At 69.0% G+C, this 19,298-nt stretch carries 18 protein-coding genes; 9 read left to right on the top strand and 9 right to left on the bottom strand.

Going from position 1 to position 19,298, the window contains the following annotated elements; all coding sequences use genetic code 11:
• Positions 1-328 precede the first annotated feature (328 nt).
• Positions 329-541, top strand: coding sequence for a helix-turn-helix domain-containing protein (locus ABD340_RS11530; protein WP_344588752.1), 213 nt, complete (start codon positions 329-331; stop codon positions 539-541).
• Positions 542-585: 44 nt separating this feature from the next.
• On the opposite strand, the gene ABD340_RS11525 is transcribed toward ABD340_RS11530, so the two are convergent.
• Complete coding sequence (locus ABD340_RS11525; RefSeq protein WP_344588751.1) at positions 586-1,833, bottom strand: DUF2786 domain-containing protein; 1,248 nt, start codon at positions 1,831-1,833, stop codon at positions 586-588.
• Positions 1,834-1,933: 100 nt separating this feature from the next.
• A complete protein-coding gene (locus ABD340_RS11520; RefSeq protein ID WP_344588750.1) occupies positions 1,934-2,206 on the bottom strand; it encodes a hypothetical protein in 273 nt (90 codons plus the stop codon).
• Between the two features lie 838 nt (positions 2,207-3,044).
• Between ABD340_RS11520 and ABD340_RS11515 the strand changes: the two genes are divergently transcribed.
• Positions 3,045-3,197 (top strand): hypothetical protein, encoded by a 153-nt coding sequence (locus ABD340_RS11515; RefSeq protein WP_344588749.1) that lies wholly within the window; start codon positions 3,045-3,047, stop codon positions 3,195-3,197.
• 912 nt (positions 3,198-4,109) lie between these two features.
• The gene (locus tag ABD340_RS11510; protein WP_344588747.1) at positions 4,110-4,928 is read left to right on the top strand and encodes a hypothetical protein; all 819 of its coding nucleotides are present in this window, start codon (positions 4,110-4,112) and stop codon (positions 4,926-4,928) included.
• 37 nt (positions 4,929-4,965) lie between these two features.
• On the opposite strand, the gene ABD340_RS11505 is transcribed toward ABD340_RS11510, so the two are convergent.
• Positions 4,966-5,742, bottom strand: a complete 777-nt coding sequence (locus tag ABD340_RS11505) for a hypothetical protein (protein WP_344588746.1) — start codon at positions 5,740-5,742, stop codon at positions 4,966-4,968.
• A gap of 430 nt (positions 5,743-6,172) precedes the next feature.
• On the opposite strand from ABD340_RS11505, the gene ABD340_RS11500 reads away from it, so the two are divergent.
• Both ABD340_RS11500 and ABD340_RS11495 read left to right on the top strand, forming a co-directional pair.
• Positions 6,173-7,111 carry an aldo/keto reductase gene (locus ABD340_RS11500; RefSeq protein ID WP_344588745.1) on the top strand — a complete coding sequence of 313 codons (939 nt, stop codon included), beginning with the start codon at positions 6,173-6,175 and terminating at the stop codon, positions 7,109-7,111.
• An 86-nt stretch (positions 7,112-7,197) separates the two neighbouring features.
• Entirely contained in the window at positions 7,198-8,097 is a 900-nt protein-coding gene (locus tag ABD340_RS11495) for a serine/threonine-protein kinase (RefSeq protein WP_344588742.1), read from the top strand.
• Between the two features lie 76 nt (positions 8,098-8,173).
• Here the strand turns inward: ABD340_RS11495 and ABD340_RS11490 are convergent, their stop codons facing one another.
• Positions 8,174-8,836, bottom strand: coding sequence for a thiaminase II/PqqC family protein (locus tag ABD340_RS11490; RefSeq protein WP_344588741.1), 663 nt, complete (start codon positions 8,834-8,836; stop codon positions 8,174-8,176).
• Between the two features lie 160 nt (positions 8,837-8,996).
• Between ABD340_RS11490 and ABD340_RS11485 the strand changes: the two genes are divergently transcribed.
• Positions 8,997-10,280, top strand: coding sequence for a citrate synthase (locus ABD340_RS11485; RefSeq protein WP_344588740.1), 1,284 nt, complete (start codon positions 8,997-8,999; stop codon positions 10,278-10,280).
• 472 nt (positions 10,281-10,752) lie between these two features.
• Positions 10,753-11,664 carry a hypothetical protein gene (locus tag ABD340_RS11480; protein ID WP_344588739.1) on the top strand — a complete coding sequence of 304 codons (912 nt, stop codon included), beginning with the start codon at positions 10,753-10,755 and terminating at the stop codon, positions 11,662-11,664.
• A gap of 12 nt (positions 11,665-11,676) precedes the next feature.
• On the opposite strand, the gene ABD340_RS11475 is transcribed toward ABD340_RS11480, so the two are convergent.
• Positions 11,677-13,026: an MFS transporter gene (locus ABD340_RS11475; RefSeq protein ID WP_344588738.1), complete on the bottom strand. Its 1,350-nt coding sequence runs from the start codon at positions 13,024-13,026 to the stop codon at positions 11,677-11,679.
• Positions 13,027-13,086: 60 nt separating this feature from the next.
• On the opposite strand from ABD340_RS11475, the gene ABD340_RS11470 reads away from it, so the two are divergent.
• Complete coding sequence (locus tag ABD340_RS11470; RefSeq protein WP_344588737.1) at positions 13,087-13,764, top strand: nucleoside triphosphate pyrophosphohydrolase; 678 nt, start codon at positions 13,087-13,089, stop codon at positions 13,762-13,764.
• A 386-nt stretch (positions 13,765-14,150) separates the two neighbouring features.
• On the opposite strand, the gene ABD340_RS11465 is transcribed toward ABD340_RS11470, so the two are convergent.
• Positions 14,151-14,765: a DUF4291 domain-containing protein gene (locus tag ABD340_RS11465; RefSeq protein WP_344588736.1), complete on the bottom strand. Its 615-nt coding sequence runs from the start codon at positions 14,763-14,765 to the stop codon at positions 14,151-14,153.
• 55 nt (positions 14,766-14,820) lie between these two features.
• Positions 14,821-15,492: a TetR/AcrR family transcriptional regulator gene (locus ABD340_RS11460; RefSeq protein WP_344588735.1), complete on the bottom strand. Its 672-nt coding sequence runs from the start codon at positions 15,490-15,492 to the stop codon at positions 14,821-14,823.
• A gap of 88 nt (positions 15,493-15,580) precedes the next feature.
• Here ABD340_RS11460 and ABD340_RS11455 point away from each other — a divergent pair, with 88 nt between their 5' ends.
• On the top strand, positions 15,581-16,501 hold the full coding sequence (locus ABD340_RS11455; protein WP_344588734.1) for a TIGR03620 family F420-dependent LLM class oxidoreductase: 921 nt from the start codon (positions 15,581-15,583) through the stop codon (positions 16,499-16,501).
• An 841-nt stretch (positions 16,502-17,342) separates the two neighbouring features.
• On the opposite strand, the gene ABD340_RS11450 is transcribed toward ABD340_RS11455, so the two are convergent.
• Together ABD340_RS11450 and ABD340_RS11445 are read right to left on the bottom strand one after the other, a co-directional pair.
• Positions 17,343-18,002 carry a response regulator transcription factor gene (locus ABD340_RS11450; RefSeq protein WP_344588733.1) on the bottom strand — a complete coding sequence of 220 codons (660 nt, stop codon included), beginning with the start codon at positions 18,000-18,002 and terminating at the stop codon, positions 17,343-17,345.
• Positions 17,999-19,192, bottom strand: coding sequence for a sensor histidine kinase (locus ABD340_RS11445; protein WP_344588732.1), 1,194 nt, complete (start codon positions 19,190-19,192; stop codon positions 17,999-18,001). Before ABD340_RS11445 ends, ABD340_RS11450 begins: the two co-directional genes overlap by 4 nt.
• Positions 19,193-19,298 lie beyond the last annotated feature (106 nt).

Genomic DNA, 19,298 nt, shown 5'->3' with positions numbered 1-19,298 from the left:
TTGATGACTGATGTCCGATTGGGATCGGCGCTCGACGGGAGGTACGCGAACGGGTGCGGGCACTGCCCTCGAGGGCGGTGCGGAGGGCCCGCAGCCAGGGGTTCCCGTGCGTGGAGGGGGTGTCGCGTCTGGTAACGACACGCCGTTCACCATGGAAAAGTCCAGCAGTGGCCGGTCTTGTGTCGTTTCGCGCGGCATTGCGGGCGGATTTCTGGGGATTGTGTACGTTGGGTAGATCAACAGTGCTGTGAGCTGCGGAAATGATCTCTGTGATCCCGATCCCCGTGATCGCAGGGCCTCGGCTCACGCGTCGACTCAGGAGGTACTCGTGGCCCGCACTCTGGCGAGGGGCACCCGTGTGACGGGTGCCGAGCGCACCCGGCTGGCGGCGGAGCTCGCCCCTCGGTACGCGGCAGGAGAAAGCATTCGTGACCTGGCGGCGGAGACCGGCCGGTCGTACGGATTCATCTACAACGTTCTCAAGGAGGCGGGCGTTCCGCTGCGCGGCCGGGGTGGCAACACTCGGCGCAGGAAGGCCTGACGAGGCGTCCCCCCAGGCTCCCAGGGGGGACGCGGGCGGCGAGGTCAGCCGCTGGGCACCTCGGAGCGGGCGTTCAGGCTGGCCAGGTCGGCCGCGGCGCGTCCGGCGGCCCAGCCCTCGTGGTTGGAGACCGAACGGGCACGGCCCTTGGTGAGGTTGGGGAACAAGGTCGCGACGACATCGTCGACGGCTCGGTCGCGTGCGGCCAAAACCGGGAGGAGGTCATCGCCACCGGTGTCGGCGGCGGCCCGGCCGGCCGCCTCGCGGAGCCGTTCGCCGATCCGGGAGGCGTAGGCGTTGAGGAAGGCGTGCCGGAACGAGCGGGTGCGCGACCTGCCCGCGGCGTCCCGGCGAGGGCCGGCGCGGACCATCGCCGTCGTCGCCTGGACCAGCAGCGAAGTGAAGAGCATCTCGACCGCCGCCAGGTCGGCGGGGAAGCCCAGGACCGTGGAGAAGCCCAGTTCGCGGTGCCAGACGGCCCGACACCGGTTCGCGTCGGCGACCACGGTGAGCAGGGCGGCCTTGGGGCCGTCGTACGGCGTCTCGACGGCCACGCGGCGGCCGGCGGGTTCGGCGCCGCCGCCCGTTTCCGCGTCCAGCAGCGCGTGATCGATGCTGTGCCGGGCCATGAGTTCCTGCGCACGCGCGCTGAGCGCCTCGGCCTCCTCGGGGAACTCGGTCGACTCGGCCTTGGCCAGCAGGGCCCGGACCTTGCCGAGCATCCGCTTGTCCGCCTCGCTCGCGGGCACCGGCGGCCGGGCGCCGGCCCTGCCGGGGCGCGGACCGATGGTCGCCAGCCGAGGGAGTGCGAGGAGCAGTTCGAGCAGTTCGATGGAGCAGGCGACCAGGGCCGGGCGATCGACGTCCTCGGCCTCGCACCAGGCGTCGGCGTGGTCGCCGTCCCACCAGACACGGGCGTCGATCTCGGTGAGCTGATCGCGCCAGTGCTCGCCGACGGTCGTGGCGGTGTAGGCGCGCATCTCGGCGGCGATGGCGTCCAAGACGAGCCGCTGGTGGAGCGCGCCGAGCCTGCGTGCGGTGTACCCGGCGAGGTCGGCCGGTTGCCAGCCTCGTTCCCAGGCCGTGGTCACGCCCCGTTGGAGACGTGCCATGAGCACTCCGGTCGCGTGTTCGTCGGCCGCGAGCGCCACGACGACGTCTTCGCCGGGGTCCGCCGATTGCGCGCGCCGGCGCAGTGCCTCCGCTATGAGTTCCTCAGGGGTGAGCCAGGGCGATGGGGGTGGGGAGTCCGGCTTCTTGCCGAAGCCGTTCCACCAACGGGACGCCCCCACGGTCCTCTCCCTTCGTGAAGCCTTCCGGCATCCTGCCACGCACCGCTCGGCCCGGTGCCCCGTGCGGGGGGAGTTTCTGGGGCGACCGCCGTGGCTCGGCTCAGGTGCCGTCTCCGCCGTGCAGTTCCTCTACCACGACGCTCTGGTAGGCGCGGGTGGTGTCGGGGACGTAGGTGAGCCGCGCCAGTGCCCGGCCGTCCCGGTCCCGGATCTCGAAGTGGTAGCCCTCTTCGGCGGCGGCCTCGCCGATGTGCGCGACGGCCTGGTCGTGACGGAGACGGCACATCGTGTCGACCTTCTCGAGCGCGACCTTGAGGCTGCCTGCATCGCTGATGAGCCGGGCGGGTTCGCTCGTCTCCCAGATCTCGAACATGGTCGCGTCCTGTCGGCGGTAGGGGTGCGAAGTGGGGATTTGCCGGGCTTTCCGGAGTGAGGGATAGCTTGCGATGATTTGGTGGATCTTTCAATCAGTGCAGATATCGGATTGATCACTATTCGAAGCCACCCGTCCTCGGAGCGTTATGGCTGATGGAAGGGCAGTTCGGGGCGGTCGGCACCGGGTGGGGCAACCGAACCTCGTTCGGGTTGCGCAGGTGGAGCAGCGCGTCGTGTCGATCGTCCGCGATCACGCTCGAGGGGCCGCACGCCCGCCGTGATCGGGGACGGCCGCACGGTAACGTACGCCGAACTTAACGTGCGGTCCAGCCGGAACCAGGTCAGGACCTGGCTCGCGGACAGGAACGCCCTCCGAGCCCTTCGACCTGCCACCGGCGCCGCCAGGTGGGCGCTTCCCGCCACGATGATCACCGCGCTCCAGCCCACCATCCCGCACGCGCCCAGCTTCTCCAGCACCGCCTGGCGCAGGCCCGGCCACAGACCCGCCCGGGCAGCGGACCACCGCGCCGACCAAGGGCCCAGCTGGCGGAACGGCGATGCGCGGTGGGACAGCCCAACCGACGAAACCGCGAGATCCACGATGCAACACCCCAGCCAGCAAAACGGCGATGCGTGATGGAACGTCCCAAGCAACGAAACCGCAGGATGCGCGCTCCGACAGCCCAGCCAGTGGAACAGTGATGCGTGATGGAGCGGGGTGACAACGATCCTCTGCAACCGCCACCAGGCCTATCCGCTGGCCAGCGCGTACACACGAGCGCGGTGAAAACCGGCCCGACCCTTCAGCCGACCCGCCCTGCCCCTCCGGTCGGGGCGTGAACTACGGGATCAACATGGCGGCCGCTACCCACAGCCCATCAGGCACACAAGCTCAGATTGCACCACAAAGCGAGATCATCCCGACCGGCCACCGAATAACCGCGCGGGACACGCCTTATGCCGTTGCAGAATCGCGCCGCATGAACTGACAGCTGCAACCATCTTGCAAACCTTCTTATCTTTGTCTCGTCGCGGCGAACCACCCGCAACCACCGCATCGGCCACCCGTATCGACTCAAAAGGCCAGATCGCTCCCACCCATAGCGAGAGTCGCCCCTATCCCCAAAAGGAAGATCACCCGTATGCCGTGGGAGAGATCAGCAGTTCTGAGGCATGGCGGATGGCTCAGCGATCCGGCTTCCGCGGCTGGTCGCAACCGGGGCCAGAGTCGTCTCCGTCCGCACGTCCGGGATGCCCGCTCTCAGCGCGAAGCTCGGGCCGCGCTGAGTGAGGGGCTGAACGGGCCGATGAAGTTATTTCGCCACGCATGCTGGACTGGACGGGGATTGTCGGGGTTCGCCAGGCGGCACGAGGCGCCGGGGTTTTGCCTTCTCGTGAGGGTCCTATGACCTATCCGCGCCATTCGGCTTCCGACATGAGATGACTGTGACCAATCGTCAACACTCCGTAGCCACACTGGCTATGATCGGGCCATCTGACGCTTACCACCGCGATCCCCCGGGGCGAAGATGAAGCGCTTGCTGGCAGATTCCAGGCACACCGGTCCGTCCGGTGGAGCCGTCCGATGCGGCTGCGGAATGCTGGGCTGCTTGGCCATGGTCGGCGCGACCTCGTTCGGCATGGCGGTACCGGCGGAGGCCGCTGAGAAGCCGCGACCACGCGGGGCGGTGCCCGTCGAGTGCCGCATGATCCTGCGTACCGGCGACTGGCACGCTCTGCGTGAATGCAAAGAGGCCTGGCGGGCGATGTACAAGTCCCGCCAACGCACCAAAATCGAACGCCAACTCAGGGAACGCTCCGCGGACAACGCCCAGCGGCGGACTCTGCCGGCACAGGCCCCCTCCCCCTCCCGCTCACACGACAAGCCCTCGGCACCTCCCGTGCCCACGTCTCAGCCCCGCACGCCGCGGCTCCCGGCCGAGCCGTCGCCGACACCCACGCGGGATTTGGCCGAGGAGGCCACGGGGACGGGCTCGCTGCAGCCGTTGTTCCTGCTCGGGCTGCTGCTCCCGGCCGCGGCGGCGATCGGTTACCCGATGCGGCATCGCATCCATGCCATGGCGGCCGCCTCCTTCGTCTCCCCGTTGCCGTCGCCTGCGGAGTCGACGATCCGCTTCAGCTACCGTCCGGCGATCGACCCGTTCGCCGTGCCGGTGCTCGGTCTGGCCGGGGCGGGCGCGTCTGCCACGGCGCGGGTGGTCACGCTGAGCGCTCTGGAGGATCTCGGGGGCAACACGCTGGTGGTGATCCCGCGTCCGGACGCGACGGCCCTGTTCGGGCTGGCTGAAGACGACCTCTTGGACGAGACGGGCGCGGGCCTGTTCATCCCCGGCAATCTCGATGCCGCACTGGCGTTCATGGAGACCGAGTTGGCCGTCCGCCGCAGCACGGGCGCCGCCCAGACGCCACGGCTGCTTCTGGTGGCCGAGTGCGGCGTGGACTCCGACCGGATCGAGGAGATCCGCGGCCGTCACCCGGAAGAGTTCACCGCCCTTCTGCTGGGCGACTGGCCGGGCGACACGGCATCGGTGGATGAGGAGGGCCTCGTACGGGCATCCCCCGCCCTGGCCGCCACGCTCCCTGAGCGGCTGCCCGCGGTGTCCCGCACCGAGGCTCGCGACCGGCTGCACGCGGCCGTCCAGCGGCATCGGCCTTCACGGCCTCACCTCCCTCGCCGATCCCGCCGCAGGCGCCGCTGACCTCGTCTCGTGGACCGCCGCTCCCTGCTCCACCCTGTCATGTGCGGTGGGAGCCGGCCGCGGATCTGGCCGTCGTGAGGGAACGGAGCGTACGCCCGATGATCGCGGGGTCGGGTGGGTCGTCGGAGGCCCTGTCGAGGTAGGCGGTGCAATGCAGCATCCAGTTGCGGAGGGTGTCCTCGTGCCGCTCCTCGTGGCGGCGGGCCTGAGCGATGGCCCGCTCGCGCTGGTCCTCTTCGACTCTCGCGGTCAGATCGCCATCGGCGGCCAGGGCTCGCACGTCGGCCAGGGCGTAGCGGCCAAGCTGGTCGGTGGGGAGTGCCCGTTCGGCTGCGAAGCGGTCGAAGAGGCTCTTGGGACAGCCGAGGATGAGCGCCGCGCCCCTGGCCTCGACCCGGTCGAGCAGCGGGCCCTTGCGCGCGGCGACGATCTCGGTGACCCGCTGCGGGTCCAGGGCCTCCAGATCGCGCACCAGGTAGACCGGGTGCTGCTGGTAACGGCCGATCACGGTGAGCTCGCCCCGGGCGACCAGCATCTCGACGTCCGCGCGCTCCACGTCCAGGTTCACCCGCGAGGCCAGGTGCCCGGCGGCCTTGACGGCGCCGACCGGCGGCTCGTCGCCGAAGGCGGCGACGATTTGCGGCTTGCGGGGCAGGCACCGTTCGGCCAGTTCGGCCGACCATCGGCCGTCGACGTCGGGTTCGGGGATCAGGCCGTGCTCGCGGGCCAGCCGCAGCTGCCAGCCGGCCAGTTCAAGCCGGGTCGCCAACTGCCGGGAGCCCAGGTCGGCGCGGAGGTTCAGCTCAGTTCGCATGATTGCGGCTCCTTGCCTTGCGGGTACGAACGGCACCAGCTTCATCGACGGAACGTGACCGCGAAAGTGGAATCCGATTCTGTGGATAACGCCTCCGGCACCTGGGTCTGGTGTCGTCGCTCTCGGTCCGGTGGCGTATGTCCAGTTAGACGGCCGTTGAGCCTTCCAGGCCAGTGGAGACCGTCAAGAGTCGTCCAAACCCGTCATGTGGGGAGCGTGAGTGTCCATTAGCCACCGCCCACCCCCCTCCGCCGTGGTGCTTGAGGTTGACCACGACCCGTGCGTTCGCACCGAGCAGCGGTGGTCCCGAGATCCGGTGGTGACGACGGAAACCGCCAGCCCTTTCAGCCATCCCCGCCTAGCGTCGCCGCATGTCCTACCAGAGCCGCACTACGGCATTCTGTGGAAACACGCGTGCGAGAGTGGGGACATGAGTGCAGTGCGACGTCTGGGGATGGGCCTTGCTGCGGTGGGAAGGCCGGCGTACATCAATATGGGCCGCTCGGAGGGCCTGCCACCGGAGCGCGGAGTGGAGGACCTTCGCAGGGCGACTTGGGACGTGCTGGACGCGGCCTACACAGCGGGTGTGCGGTGGGTGGACGCGGCGCGCTCGTACGGGAAGTCCGAGGAGTTCCTCGGGGGCTGGCTGGCCGAACGCGGGCATCGGGACGTCACCGTGTCCAGCAAGTGGGGCTACGCGTACGTCGGCGGCTGGCGGATGGACGCCGACGTTCATGAGGTCAAAGAGCACAGCCTGAAGCGCTTCCAGGAGCAGTACGCCGAGTCCAGGCGGCTGCTGGGGGACGACCTGGCGATCTACCAGGTGCACTCGCTCACCGAGGACAGCCCTCTCTTCAGCGACAAGGCGTTGCGGGCCGCGCTGGCCGAGGCTTTCGACGACGGTGTACGGCTCGGCTTCTCGACCTCTGGGCCGCGCCAGGCTGAGACCGTTCGCAAGGCCCTGGACATGGAGGTGGGTGGGCGACGCCTGTTCAGCACGGTCCAGTCCACGTGGAACGTCCTGGAGCCTTCGGCGGGACCGGCTCTCCAGGAGGCTCACGAAGGCGGCGTCCACGTACTCGTCAAGGAAGCCTTGGCCAACGGAAGGTTGGCCGTCCAACCGCCTGACCCCGTACAACGCGTGGCGAGACAGCATGGCGTAGGGCCGGACGCCGTTGCCCTTGCGGCGGTTCTAGATCAGCCGTGGGCGGACACGGTTCTCATCGGCGCCGTAAGCACGGCCCAATTGCGTTCCAATCTGGCCGCGCTGGATCTGGTATTGGACGAATCCGTCCACGAGGCGCTCGCACCCCTTTCTGTTCCCTCGGCGCGCTACTGGGCGGAGAGGGCCGCGCTCCCCTGGACATGAGGTCTTCGAGGAGCGTACGGAGCGAGAATCGCGGGGGCCCGTGGCACCATAAGACGGCCTCCCAGTCGTGATCGGAATCGGTGCTCATGCAACCTCTGCCCCAAGACGCCCCTCGGACGATCGGCCCGTACAGGGTCGCGGCCAAACTGGGAGAGGGCGGCATGGGGCAGGTGTTCCTTGCCAGCTCGCCCAGCCGCAGGCTCGTGGCCGTCAAGGTCATCCGGTCCGAACTGCTGGACGACCCCCAATGGAGGGAACGCTTCAGGCGTGAGGTGGCCTCTGCCCAATCGGTCAGCGGTTTCTACACCGCACCGGTTGTGGACGCGGATCCGGACGCAGAGCATCCATGGCTGGCGACGCAGTACATCAACGGAGTCAGTCTCTCCGGGGCCGTTGCCGAGAAGGGGCCGCTGCCTGAACAGGCCGCGTGTCACCTTGGGGCCGGGCTGGCGGAGGCACTCATCGCCATCCACCGCGCCGGAATAGTCCATCGGGACCTGAAGCCCTCCAATGTGCTCCTGGCCGCTGACGGCCCCCGTGTCATCGACTTCGGCATCGCGCGCCCGTTGGACGCGGTCCCCCTCTCACGTTCCCAGGTTCTGGGCACGCCCGCTTATATGTCCCCAGAGCAGGCGTTGGGCGAGACAGTCACGCCCTTGAGCGATGTCTTCTCACTGGGCGCGACGCTGGTGTACGCAGCAGTCGGCAAGGCACCGTTCGGAGCCGACCGGAAGGTGCGGGGGCGCATTGTGTACGGCGATCCCGATCTCACCGGCCTGCCCGACCCCATGCGCGGCCTGGTCACGCGGTGCCTGTCCAAGGAGGCGACCGAACGTCCGTCTCCGGAGCAGGTCCTCACCGCCCTCTCCACACTTCTCGACGCCCACTACGGCGAGGAATGGCTGCCCACGGACGTGGCCACCCTCATAGGCGAGAACGAGCAGACCGTGACCGAGGTCACAGCGATCCTGCCTTCCTCGTTTTGACCTCCGGCGCCCCTGTGCGGAGGGCCCAGGCGAAAGGTCCCACGCAGCAAGGCTGAGCTTGGGCGCCGAAGCTCACTCAGGAAAGGCCTTCGGCTAGGGCGTCCCAGAAGGCCGTCTCATAGGCGTGCAGGAGTCGGGCTGCCCGGACCACGTCTTCCGGGTCGTCGCCTGAGGCCAGGCCCGCGGCTATGACGGCGACGGCCTGCTCTGGAAAACCCGGCGGAGACTCGGCGAAGAAGTCGAAGAAGCCGACGGCCGTTTCGTCCATGCCGTAGTGGGCCCGCAGAGCTCCAGCGGTCCTGCCGCAATAGGCCCCCCACTCCTCCAGGTTGGCCAGCATCGCCAGCGCGACCTCGCCGGCCGTCCCAAAGGCGGCACGTTGCGCAAGATACGCCGGATAGGCCTGCGCCATGGGGCGCGGCTCGTACGACCTGAGATCCTTCTCACCCAGGTCAAGCGCGGCGGCGAAATCCTGAAGCAGGGACAGGGCCTGCCCTTCCCCTTGGGCCAGCGACAGGAACATGTCGCCGGCAGGGGGCTCGGGGTAGCGCGACGCCAGGAGCGCGAAACTGCGCCGGTCGCTGCCGACGATCCGGTACTCCTCCCCCGCCAGCCGGGTCAGGCGGTCGCGCGGCACGGCGCCCGCCTCGAGCAACTCCAGGAACCGGTTGCCGGTGGCGGCCCCCGCGATCTCGCTCCGCGCTCGCGACACCAGTTCTCGGGCCAGACGGTCTCCCATGCACCCACCGCAGCACCCGGCGTCCCCCGCCGTCAACCACCGCTGTCAAGCCCCACCATCAACCCTGGGCAACCCCCGGATCAAGCCACATGATCGCGTGGATACGATGAGGAACGGAACGTCTACGCACTTGTGGACGGAGTTGGGAGCGAGAGAGAGTATGTCCGATTTCGAGCTCAACCATGCGAGCGGCCGTATGCCCCTCGAAGTGACGCAGGCCACCGAGGGCCCCTCCGGGCTAGGCATCAGCAGCCTGCTCAAGGAGACGGGCCATGTCACACTGGACCCGGGCTTCACCAACACCGCGTCCACCACATCGGAGATCACCTACATCGACGGTGACGCGGGGATCCTGCGCTACCGCGGCTACCCGATCCACGAGCTGGCGGAGAAGTCCTCCTTCCTTGAGGTCGCCTACCTCCTGATCTACGGGAGCCTGCCGACCGCCGACGAGCTCTGGTCGTTCAGCGACAGCGTCCGCAACCACACCCTGCTGGACGAGAAGTTCCGGGCCTTCTTCTCGGCCTTCCCTCGGCGCGCCCACCCGATGGCGGTGCTGTCCTCGGCGGTGAGCGCGCTGTCGACCTTCTACCAGGACAGCCTGGACCCCTTCGACGCCGAACAAGTCGACCGTTCCAGCATCCGGCTCATCGCCAAACTGCCCACGATCGCCGCTTACGCGTACAAGACCTCCATCGGGCAGCCACTGCTGTACCCCGACAACTCCCTGGGGTACGTGGAGAACTTCCTGCGCATGACCTTCGGCCTGCCCACGCAGCCCTACGAGGTCGACCCGGAGATCGTGCGGATCCTGGACATGCTGTTCATCCTGCACGCCGACCACGAGCAGAACTGCTCTACCTCGACCGTGCGGCTGGTCGGTTCCAGCCACGCCAACCTGTTCTCGTCCATCGCGGCAGGGGTCGACGCGCTGTTCGGCCCGCTGCATGGCGGCGCCAACCAGGCCGTGCTAGAGATGCTGGAGCGCATCCACGAAAGCGGCGACAACGTGGACTCGTTCGTCGAGCGGGTCAAGAAGAAGGAGCCCGGCGTCAAGCTGATGGGCTTCGGCCACCGCGTGTACCGGAACTACGACCCGCGGGCCGCCGTGGTGAAGCAGGCCACCCGCCAGGTCCTCGACACGCTGGGCAAGTCCGACCCCCTGTTGGACCTGGCGATGCGCCTGGAAGAGGTCGCACTCAACGACGACTACTTCATCGAGCGCAAGCTCTATCCGAACGTCGACTTCTACACGGGCGTCATCTACAAGGCGATGGGCTTTCCCACCAACGCCTTCACCGTCCTGTTCGCCCTGGGCCGGCTCCCCGGCTGGATCGCCCAGTGGCGGGAGATGATGAACGACCCGGACACGAAGATCGGCCGCCCGCGGCAGGTGTACGTGGGTCTGGGCGAGCGCCACTACGTGGACCTCGGCTCCCGCTAAGAGCAGAAAGCGTAACGCCATCAGGGCCGGGGCAAAGGTCATCTTTGCCCCGGCCCTGATTCGCTAGCACGATGCTCCCCAAGCTGACGTCGACAGCATTCACTTATCGAGTACATTTCGCCTTGCCAAAATCCCCGGTGCCTTCTAGGACGCCCCCGATTCAGGGTGACCACGCACGGGGGCGAGAGGTGACCGGCGTGGTCGAAGGCTGATGCACCATGCGACACTAACTGGATACGGCGCACTCGAACCAAGAAATCCACACAAAGCGGCCGAATAGAGCATCGGCAAAGACTCGTACACCTTCGCCCCATTTATTCACGGCCGTGGCCGCCGCCGCGAAATCAGGATGCCGCTCCGTGTGAGCTCGTCACGCCGAGTTATCCACAGAATCCGGTTCTACTTCTTTCGGTCGCGTCCCCGGGTCAGCCTGGATGCCAGTCGTCCGGCAACGGCCCGAGGAGACCACGTCATGTCCGAGTCCATCAGCTTCACCGTCCCCGAGCAGACCACCTCGTGCTTCGTCGTCGCCACCGATCACGCGCCCCGGGAGTTGCCGATGCCGGCGCTCCGCCGGCTGCCGGCCCCGTTCGCGATGGAGGCGATCGAGCGGCTCGGCTCGCCGCGGCTGGCCATCACCTCCTACCCGGCCGCCCACTCCCCCTGGAGCCTCGCCCACGCCGTCGACGATGACGATGCCGGTCTCAAAGATCTCGCGCTGGGCTGCGGCCATCACATCGGCGTCACGGCGGCGCTGCCGTCCACGGATCGGCCTTACGGCATGAGGCTCGCACGCGCCGTCGCCAGGTGCATCGCCGAGCATCTCGATGCCGTCCCGGTCGATCTCGACACCGGGCAGGTCCTCTCCGCCCGAGCCGCCGAGCCCTCCGGGTTCAGGCTCGCCGACGACTGGCTCGGCGCCTGGCTCCCGCCCTATCGCGACGCCGGCCGCTGCAAGGCCCCCGAGGACGAGGTCGACGGTTGCGCCTGCGTCGAGCTCACCACCCACGGGCTGAGCCGCTTCGGACTTCCCGAGCTTCAGATGACAGGGGTGTCGTGCCCGCACGATCTCGCCGGCCTCAATGTCCTTCGAACGACTGCGCAGCGGTTGCTGCCGATGGCCGCACAGCCCGGCGGCCACTCCTTCCCCCGTGTCCTGTCCCTCTCCGGAGCGGACTTCGCCGCCTACTGGGGCGCTGACGACCCCATCTGGAGCGACGATCCCGTACTCGTGCGGCTCACGCCCCAAGAGCCCCACATCCTTGGTGTGGGCCCACCCGAAGAGTTTCCCGGCACGTTGAACGAATGGTTGTGGGACGAGGTCCCGCCCTTGATGTACGACCTGCTCAGCCTCGGCCCGGACGGCGCGGCCACCGTCGGCTGACGGGCCCCCGGCTCAGGCCGTGACGACGTCGCGGGCCCTGCGCAAGGCGTTCAGGGTCTCGGCGGAAAGGTCGTACTTCAACGTGCAGGCGATGGCGATGGAGACCAGCAGCGCGGGCGCGAGAGCACCGCCCACCACGATGGCGTCGATCGCGCTCGCCGGCTGGGAGACCGGTTCGTCGGGCTCGGAGGAGACGAACCCCGCGGCGTCGAGGATCCAGCCCAACAGAAGCGCACCGAAGGCCATCATCACCGTCTCGGTCGCGGTCCAGAGCCCGGTGAACACTCCCGCGCGGCGCTTGCCCGAGCGAAGCTCGTCGTAGATCAGGGTGTCGGCCAGCATCGAGAACTGCAGCAACTGCAGACCGGCGAAGCCGACTCCCATGAGCATCACGCAGCCGTGGGCATACGCCTCACCGAAGGTGCGCGTGAAGGACAGCGCCACCCCGCCGACCATGAAAAGGAGGCTGGCCACCAGCATTCCGCCGCGCTTGTCGAACTTGCGCGACACCCTGACCCATACCGGCATCATCACGACCATAGGTCCGATGAGCGCCAGGAACAGTGTCGTGATCGCCGCCGTGTCCTCAAGGATGTAGGAGGCGAAATAGGGCGAGCCGGCCAGCATGACCCCGATGGCGAGCATCTGGGCGGCGCTGAGCGCCAGCAAGAGCATGAACGGACGGTTGCCACGCGCGGCGGCCAGTTGCGCGCGCAGCCCGACATGCTCGGTCTCCGCCCGTTCGATCCGCGGCGCCTTCGCCGTGCCGAAGAAGGTGGCCACCATCGCGACCAGCAGCACCACCGCGATGACCAGGCCCATCAACCGGTAACCGGCGACCGTCGGCTCACCGCCCTCGATGTTGACCAGGGCGGGCGCGAGCCCGCCCGCCAGCAGGATCGCCACTCCGAGGAAGCCCATGCGCCAGGTCAGTAGCGCCGACTGCTCGTGGTAGTCGTCGGTCATCTCCGCCGGCATCGCCTTGTACGGCACCTCGAACAAGGCGAAGGCCGTGGCGGCGAGCAAGAACCACACACCGATATAGAGCGCGGCGGGCGCTCCGGACACCGGGCTGCCCGCAAAGGTCATGGCAAAGGCGGGAGGAAGCACGACCGCACCCCCTAGGAGCCACGGCCGACGCGAGACCGTGCGGTCCGACCAGCGTCCGACATACGGGTTGACCACCAGGTCCCATGCCTTGGGCAGGAAGACCGCCAGCCCCGCCAACCCGGCGGGCACACCGAGGGAGTTCGTCATGTAGTAGAGCAACAGCAGTCCTGGAACCGTGCTGAACGTGCCGGCGCAGAACGAACCGAGGCCGTACCCGATGCGCAAGGAGCGGGGCAGAGGAGCGGAGGGCATGCGTTATTAGAACCTGTTTCGACGGTCCTGCGAAAGGCTGGGCGGCTACCGTCGTCCGACATGGAGAAACACGGAACAGCCGGTGCACTCGACCGCGTGCTGGCCGACATCGCCGAGGAGAGAGCCGCCCAGGATCGGCTCTGGGGCGTCCAGGAATTTCCCGACGGAAGCGGGCAAGAGTACGCGCGGCAGGCCCAGGAAGCAAAGGAGGAGTGCGCCGCAGCCTACGAGCGGGGCGAACTGACCTGGCGGCACATCCTCACCGAGGAGTTCTTCGAGGCCCTGGCCGAGTCCGACGTCAACGCCCTGCGCACCGAGCTGGTCCAGACGGCCGCCGTGGCGGTGAAATGGGTGCAGTCCCTCGATCGCCGCGCCGGCACCCTCGCCCACCGGACGAAGGAGGCGGGCGAGCACACCGAGAAACTGGTCCGCGACCGGATCCCGGAGATCGTCCGAGCCGCCGGCAGGATCCCGGAGGCACGTACCGCCGAGGACGGGGAGTACGCGAGCCTGCTCCGCGCGAAACTCTACGAGGAGGCCGGCGAGTACGTCGCGTCCGGAGACCCGTCCGAACTCGCCGACATCCTGGAGGTTCTCCACGCCCTGGCAGCTCTGCACGGCCTCAGCCAGACCGACCTCGAGCATCTCCGCGCCACCAAGGCGGCCGAACGCGGCGGCTTCGCCGGCCGTCTGGTACTGAGCCTCCCCACCGCCTCGGCGCGAACCCCGGCGCAATGACCACGCCTGGCCTATAGCCGCGCGCGAATCACCGAGGCGGCCGTGCGGATCGCCGGCGCCGAGGGCTGGATGCGGCGTCCATGCGCCGCATCGCCGCCGAGATCGTCAAAGGGTCGGCTGGTCGAGGCCATCCGGCAGACGTCTCAACGGGCCCCGCGCGCCGTCGTCCAAGCGGCCGTGCAGGCGGCCTTCCGGCGAACGGGCGCCTCGGAAGGTGATGCGATCTGCGCTGGGGTGGTGCCGCCGCTCCCAGGGCCGCCGGCCACCACGCAGAGCTTTCTTGCTCGGCGCGTTTCCGCTGGTAGAGATCCCTGTCCACGGTCTGGCGGTTTCGGGTGATGGCCATGCCTGCTTTGGCTCGGTTGCGGACTGCCCTGTTGAAGGCGTTAAGGGCGGCCTTGGGTGGTGGTGGGTGAGGGGTCGGCAGCCAAGCGGTGGGCGAGCTGTGGGGACAGCGGGTAGGGGCGTTCGCGTGGAAGGAGGTGCTTGGCCTTGGCGGTCTGGCCGTCCTGAAGGAGCCGGTGGATCTTACGGACCAGCGGAGTCCGGTCTTCAATCGCGATTGTCCACTCATCGACATAACAGTCGATGATGTGGCGGCTCAGGCCGATCTGGATGCTGCGCGCATCGAGTTTCTGCCCGCGCAGAGTGCGTTCCGGGTCCCATTGGACGTGCACCCGGGCCTCAGCGAACCGCGCCCGCCATTCGTCGCTGCTGCCGAAGACCCTGCGGTCGGGGTGCGTGGGGACGGCCTGTGCCAGGGCCTCCTCCCAGCCCGAGCGCGAGATCCGCACGGCGAGCACCATCTCCTGGCCGGGCTTGCGGGCCCAGTTGCTCCGGGCCATCAGCCAGAGGAAGGAAGGTTTGATCCAGGTCATCCGGTTCCGGGAGAACGGGGGCACGAAGCGTCCCTGGCGTACGGCGGGGCCGCCGATCTCGGGACGGTACGCCTGGTAGACCGTGATCGAGTCGCGGTCGAACTCGGCCCGGATCAGCCTCATGGGGCTCCTCGCTCTGGGGGACGGTACCCACCGTCCTGCGTGGAGCAGGTTGCGATCAAGTGGATTTCCGGCGGCGGTGGGCCTTCTGCCGGCAGGCCGCACTGCAGTAGCGGGCCGGCCTGCCGGTCGCGGACGACGACAGCGCCGCGTTACAAATCTCGCAAGTTTCGTTACGATCGAGGGGTTTCGTTACGGGCCGCAGCGCGTCACAAACAAGGGCGGCCATCCGCCCCGGAGCCTGCCGACCGCGCTCCATGGCAAGGCAGCCCACCAGCAGGGCGCGCACATCGTGGAGGTCCACATCCGCCCGCACGGCACCGGCATGCTGGGCCCGGCGCAGGAGGTCGACCAGGGCGACGTCGAAGTCGTCCCGGAGCCGGACGACGCCGACCTCGTCCTGCAGGCACTCGCAGACCGCGCGGTTGAACGCCGCCCGTTCGACGACCTTCGCGAAGAAGCCGTAGAAGGCCTCTCCCGGGTCATCGGCGTCGGCCAGGGAACGGGCTTCCGCGACGATCTGCCGGATCCGATCCGCGACGACCTCCGCGAACAACGCCTCCTTGGTGGCGAAATGCCGGTAGACGGTGCCCGCCCCGACCTGGGCGCGACGTGCGATCTCGTCCAACGGCACCAGCATGCCCGCCTCAGCGAACGCCTCCTGGGCGGCGATCAGGACGCGGTCGCGGTTGCGCCGGGCATCGGCGCGCAGCGAAGGAGGCTCGGCCATCGGATCCTCTCATTGACAAGCGGGTCGCTCGTTCCGGTACTGTGCGCAAAAGCGGGCCGCACGTTCCGATTCTAGCGAGGAGACGACGATGGCGAGCATGACCGTCGAGGAGACCCGGCGACGCCTGGGACGGGTAGGCGCCGGCCTGATGGTGCCGATCGCACCGGCCGACGAATGGCGGGAGAGCGTACGAAGGGTGGAGAAGGCGGGCTACCGCTCCGTGTGGGTGAACGAGGCGATCGGTGGACGGGAGGTGTTCGCGCACATGGGCGTCATGCTGGCCGCCTCCGAACGGATCGTCGTCGGCTCGGCGATCGCGAACGTGTGGGCGCGGCACCCGGCCGCCATGCAAGGCGGCGCCGCGGTCCTGGCCGACGCCTATCCGGGACGTCTCGCACTCGGCCTCGGCGTGAGCATGGGCGCGATCGTGGAGCAGAGCGGTCAGAAATGGGAACGGCCCCTGGGCCGCATGCGGGACTATCTAGACCAGTTGGACGCCTCTGCCGCCATGGCGCCCCGCCCGCCCGTACCGTTCCCCCGCATCCTGGCCGCGCTGGGGCCGAAGATGACCGGTCTTGCCCGCGAGCGCGCGGACGGCGCGCTGCCCGCCACGATGCCGGTCGAGCACACGCGACGCTCCCGCGAGATCCTCGGACCGGACCGCCTGCTGGTCGTCCTGCAGATGGTGATCCCCGAGACCGATCCCGCGACGGCCCGGGAGATCATCCGCGGCACCGGACTGCTGAACATCCCGGATTCGCCGTATACGAGCGCCCTGCGCGGCCTGGGCCACGGCGACGCGGACCTGGCCGGCGGCGGCACGGACGAGCTGATAGACGCGCGCTTCGCCTGGGGCACCGAGAAGACGATCGCCGAACGGCTCCAGGCCCACCTCGACGCCGGCGCCGACCACGTCCTGGTGACCGTTCTCGGCGAGACCCTGGGCTCTATGACGGAGCAGTTCGAACGGCTCTCCCCCGCGCTGACCGAACTGGCCACCCGAGTCTGATAGCAACTCACCGGCCGCCACTCCCCGCGGCAGCGGTCGGGCGGTGTGGGCGCGCCTGGCCGCGACGCGATGCCGGCCGCCTCGCCGCCCCGTCTCCCGCCAAATCGACGAACGCCCCTTCCAAAGCCCTCACAACACGGATGTCCCAGCAGACCGTCACCCGGCGGACCGGTGCCCCCTCCACTCCTCATGCACCCAAACACGAGCAAACCAGACGTCCAAGCACGCCCTACACCCCGATGAACCAGCGAATGCCCTCCCCAACCCACGCACGCACGGCCCGGACAGCCCAGCACGTGACGTCCCCTTGAACCCGCGAACGCCCTCCCCCATCTCCCCACGCACGACCCGAACGCCCCGGCACGTCATGCGTCCTGGTGAACTCGTGAACGCCCTGCCCAAAGGTCCACCCATGGCCCGGACGGCCCAGCACTTCATTGGTCCCGGTGAACCGACGACCGTCACACGCACGGTCCGGACGGCCCAGCACGTCATGCGTCCTGGTGAACGCCCCATCGCAAAAGGGGCCGACACCACCTGGACTGGCAGGCCCAATACACCGAACGTCCCAGCACACCGTCACCCGACGGACCAGCGACGGGTGCCGGCGCGCGGGACGTCCCGTTGAGGGCCCCTCGCGAGGTGACGGCTCGGCAGGCCGTTCGTCTCGAACCGCACTGGTGCAACGCACGCGACCCAGCCGACGGCCGACTGCTCTTGCCATCAACAGCCTGAACTACCGGCTACGCAAGGTCACCAAGGCCGCTGGCACTTCCCGAGGCCGCGTCCAACCAGAGCTCCTTTGCACGCTTGGAGTTGCAAACTCTGGACTTGTCAGGCCTCAGGCGCGTGGGCGGATCAGGCCTGTTTCGTAGGCGACTATGACCAACTGGGCGCGGTCGCGTGCGTGGAGCTTGGCCAGAAGGTGGCCTATGTGCGTCTTCACGGTCGCGACGCTCAACTGGAGGTGCTCGGCCAGTTCGGCGTTGGACAGGCCGCGGGCGACGAGGCCGAGGACCTCGCGTTCGCGGGCGGTCAGGGTCTCGAGTTCGCGGGCCGGCGGGGCGGAGGTCTCGGGACGGTTCGCGAACTCGGCGATCAGGCGGCGGGTCACCGTGGGGGCCAGCAGTCCCTCGCCGGACGCGACCACCCGGACGGCGGCCAGGAGGTCGGCGGGCCGGGTGTCCTTCAGCAGGAACCCGCTGGCCCCCGCGCGCAATGCCGCGTAGACGTAGGCGTCCAGGTCGAAGGTGGTGAGGATGAGCACGCGGACGGCGGGGGCGTCGGAGCAGACCTGGCGGGTCGCTTCGATCCCGTCGAGTTCGGGCATGCGGATGTCCATGAGGACGACGTCGGGCTTGGTCCGGGCCGCGAGCTCGACGGCCTCGGCGCCGTCGCCCGCCTCGCCCGCGACCTCGAACCCGGGGCTGGTCTCCAGGAGCACGCGCAGGCTGCCGCGCAGCAGCGCCTGGTCGTCGGCGATCAGGACGCGTACGGTCACGAGGCGCTCCGGTCGTGCGGCAGTCGGGCCGTCACCGCGAAGCCGCCCTCGGGCCGGGGGCCCGCGATGAGCTCTCCGCCGTACATCATCGCGCGTTCGCGCATGCCGATGAGCCCGTGGCCCGGTGTCTCCCCCGGGAGCATCCGCGCGCCGGGACCGTCGTCGGTCACCTCGACGCGCACCTCGTGCTCGTCCTGCTCGATCACGACGCGGCTGCGCGCGGGGGCCGCGTGCTTGACGACGTTGGTCAGCGCCTCCTGGACGATCCGGTAGACGGCGAGCGCGACCCCTTCGGGCAGTTCGCCCGCTTTCAGGTGAAGGTCGACGCGCACGCCGGCCATGGCCGCGGTGTCGACGAGACCATGCAGCCCCGCCAGCCCCGGGACGGGCTCCAGTTCGGCTTCGGTGAGTGTCCGGGGGGCCCGGTTCGCGTCTGGCGGCGGGTTGGTGCGGAGGACGCCCAATAGGTGGCGCATCTCGGTCAGCGCGCCGCGGCTGGTGGCCTCTATGACGCGCAGCGCGTCCAGAGCCTCCTGTGGACGCGCCTCGGCCACGTGGACGGCGACGCCCGCCTTGACCGCGATGAGGCTCATGCTGTGCGCGACGACGTCGTGCAGTTCGCGGGCTATTCGCAGGCGCTCGTCCGTGACGGCCTGCTCGGTGAGCTGGTGGGCCGTCCGGGCGGCGTACGCGCGCCGCTCGTGGACGGCCCGGCCGATCGTCCAGGAGGCTCCGACGGCGGCGAGGGACAGCAGCGTGTGGCCGACTCGGCCGACGATCCCGTCCGGCGGGCCCGCGACGGGCGCGGCGATGATGACGATCCCGCTGACGGCGCCGATCAGCGGGGTGGGGATCCAGCGGCGCCGGCGGGTGGCGAGGGCGACTGGGTAGAGGGCGTAGGCGGCGGCGAGGAAGGAGTCGCCCGGGAGCCGCAGGACGATCGCCGTGATCGACATGGTGAGCACGAGGCCGAACACCTGGGTCGGCCATCTGCGCCGCAGTGCCAGCGGCGGCCCGGTCAGCAGCACGACCAGGAACTCCGCGGGCGGGGGCGCCAGGTGGGTGTCGCGCCGGGCGGTCAGCGCGAGCATGACGAACGTGTACGCGAGCGCCGCGAAGGCGTCCAGGCCGATGAGCTGGCGCCGGTCGAGCCGCCGGATCAGGAGGGGGCTCAGCTCGGGATCGTCCACGAGCCGACGGTATCCGCCCAGGCCCGGGCGCGCCTCCGGCCGTGGCATGTCATCCCCGGGTAGGAGATCGGCCCGGCGGGCGCGCCGGGGTCGGCCCGGGGGCCGA

It is taken from the genome of Actinomadura vinacea (genome assembly GCF_039532545.1).
Classification (GTDB): Bacteria; Actinomycetota; Actinomycetes; order Streptosporangiales; family Streptosporangiaceae; genus Spirillospora; species Spirillospora vinacea.
Note: the sequence above shows the minus strand (reverse complement) of the source record. Positions and strands in the feature narration are given on the sequence as shown.

Coding starts and splice junctions, on each gene's coding strand:
- ABD340_RS11485 (WP_344588740.1), top strand. CDS start 8,997: ATGTCCGATTTCGAGCTCAACCATGCGAGCGGCCGTATGCCCCTCGAA.
- ABD340_RS11520 (WP_344588750.1), bottom strand. CDS start 2,206: ATGTTCGAGATCTGGGAGACGAGCGAACCCGCCCGGCTCATCAGCGAT.
- ABD340_RS11460 (WP_344588735.1), bottom strand. CDS start 15,492: ATGGCCGAGCCTCCTTCGCTGCGCGCCGATGCCCGGCGCAACCGCGAC.
- ABD340_RS11500 (WP_344588745.1), top strand. CDS start 6,173: ATGAGTGCAGTGCGACGTCTGGGGATGGGCCTTGCTGCGGTGGGAAGG.
- ABD340_RS11475 (WP_344588738.1), bottom strand. CDS start 13,026: ATGCCCTCCGCTCCTCTGCCCCGCTCCTTGCGCATCGGGTACGGCCTC.
- ABD340_RS11455 (WP_344588734.1), top strand. CDS start 15,581: ATGGCGAGCATGACCGTCGAGGAGACCCGGCGACGCCTGGGACGGGTA.
- ABD340_RS11470 (WP_344588737.1), top strand. CDS start 13,087: ATGGAGAAACACGGAACAGCCGGTGCACTCGACCGCGTGCTGGCCGAC.
- ABD340_RS11490 (WP_344588741.1), bottom strand. CDS start 8,836: ATGGGAGACCGTCTGGCCCGAGAACTGGTGTCGCGAGCGCGGAGCGAG.
- ABD340_RS11505 (WP_344588746.1), bottom strand. CDS start 5,742: ATGCGAACTGAGCTGAACCTCCGCGCCGACCTGGGCTCCCGGCAGTTG.
- ABD340_RS11495 (WP_344588742.1), top strand. CDS start 7,198: ATGCAACCTCTGCCCCAAGACGCCCCTCGGACGATCGGCCCGTACAGG.
- ABD340_RS11465 (WP_344588736.1), bottom strand. CDS start 14,765: ATGAGGCTGATCCGGGCCGAGTTCGACCGCGACTCGATCACGGTCTAC.
- ABD340_RS11480 (WP_344588739.1), top strand. CDS start 10,753: ATGTCCGAGTCCATCAGCTTCACCGTCCCCGAGCAGACCACCTCGTGC.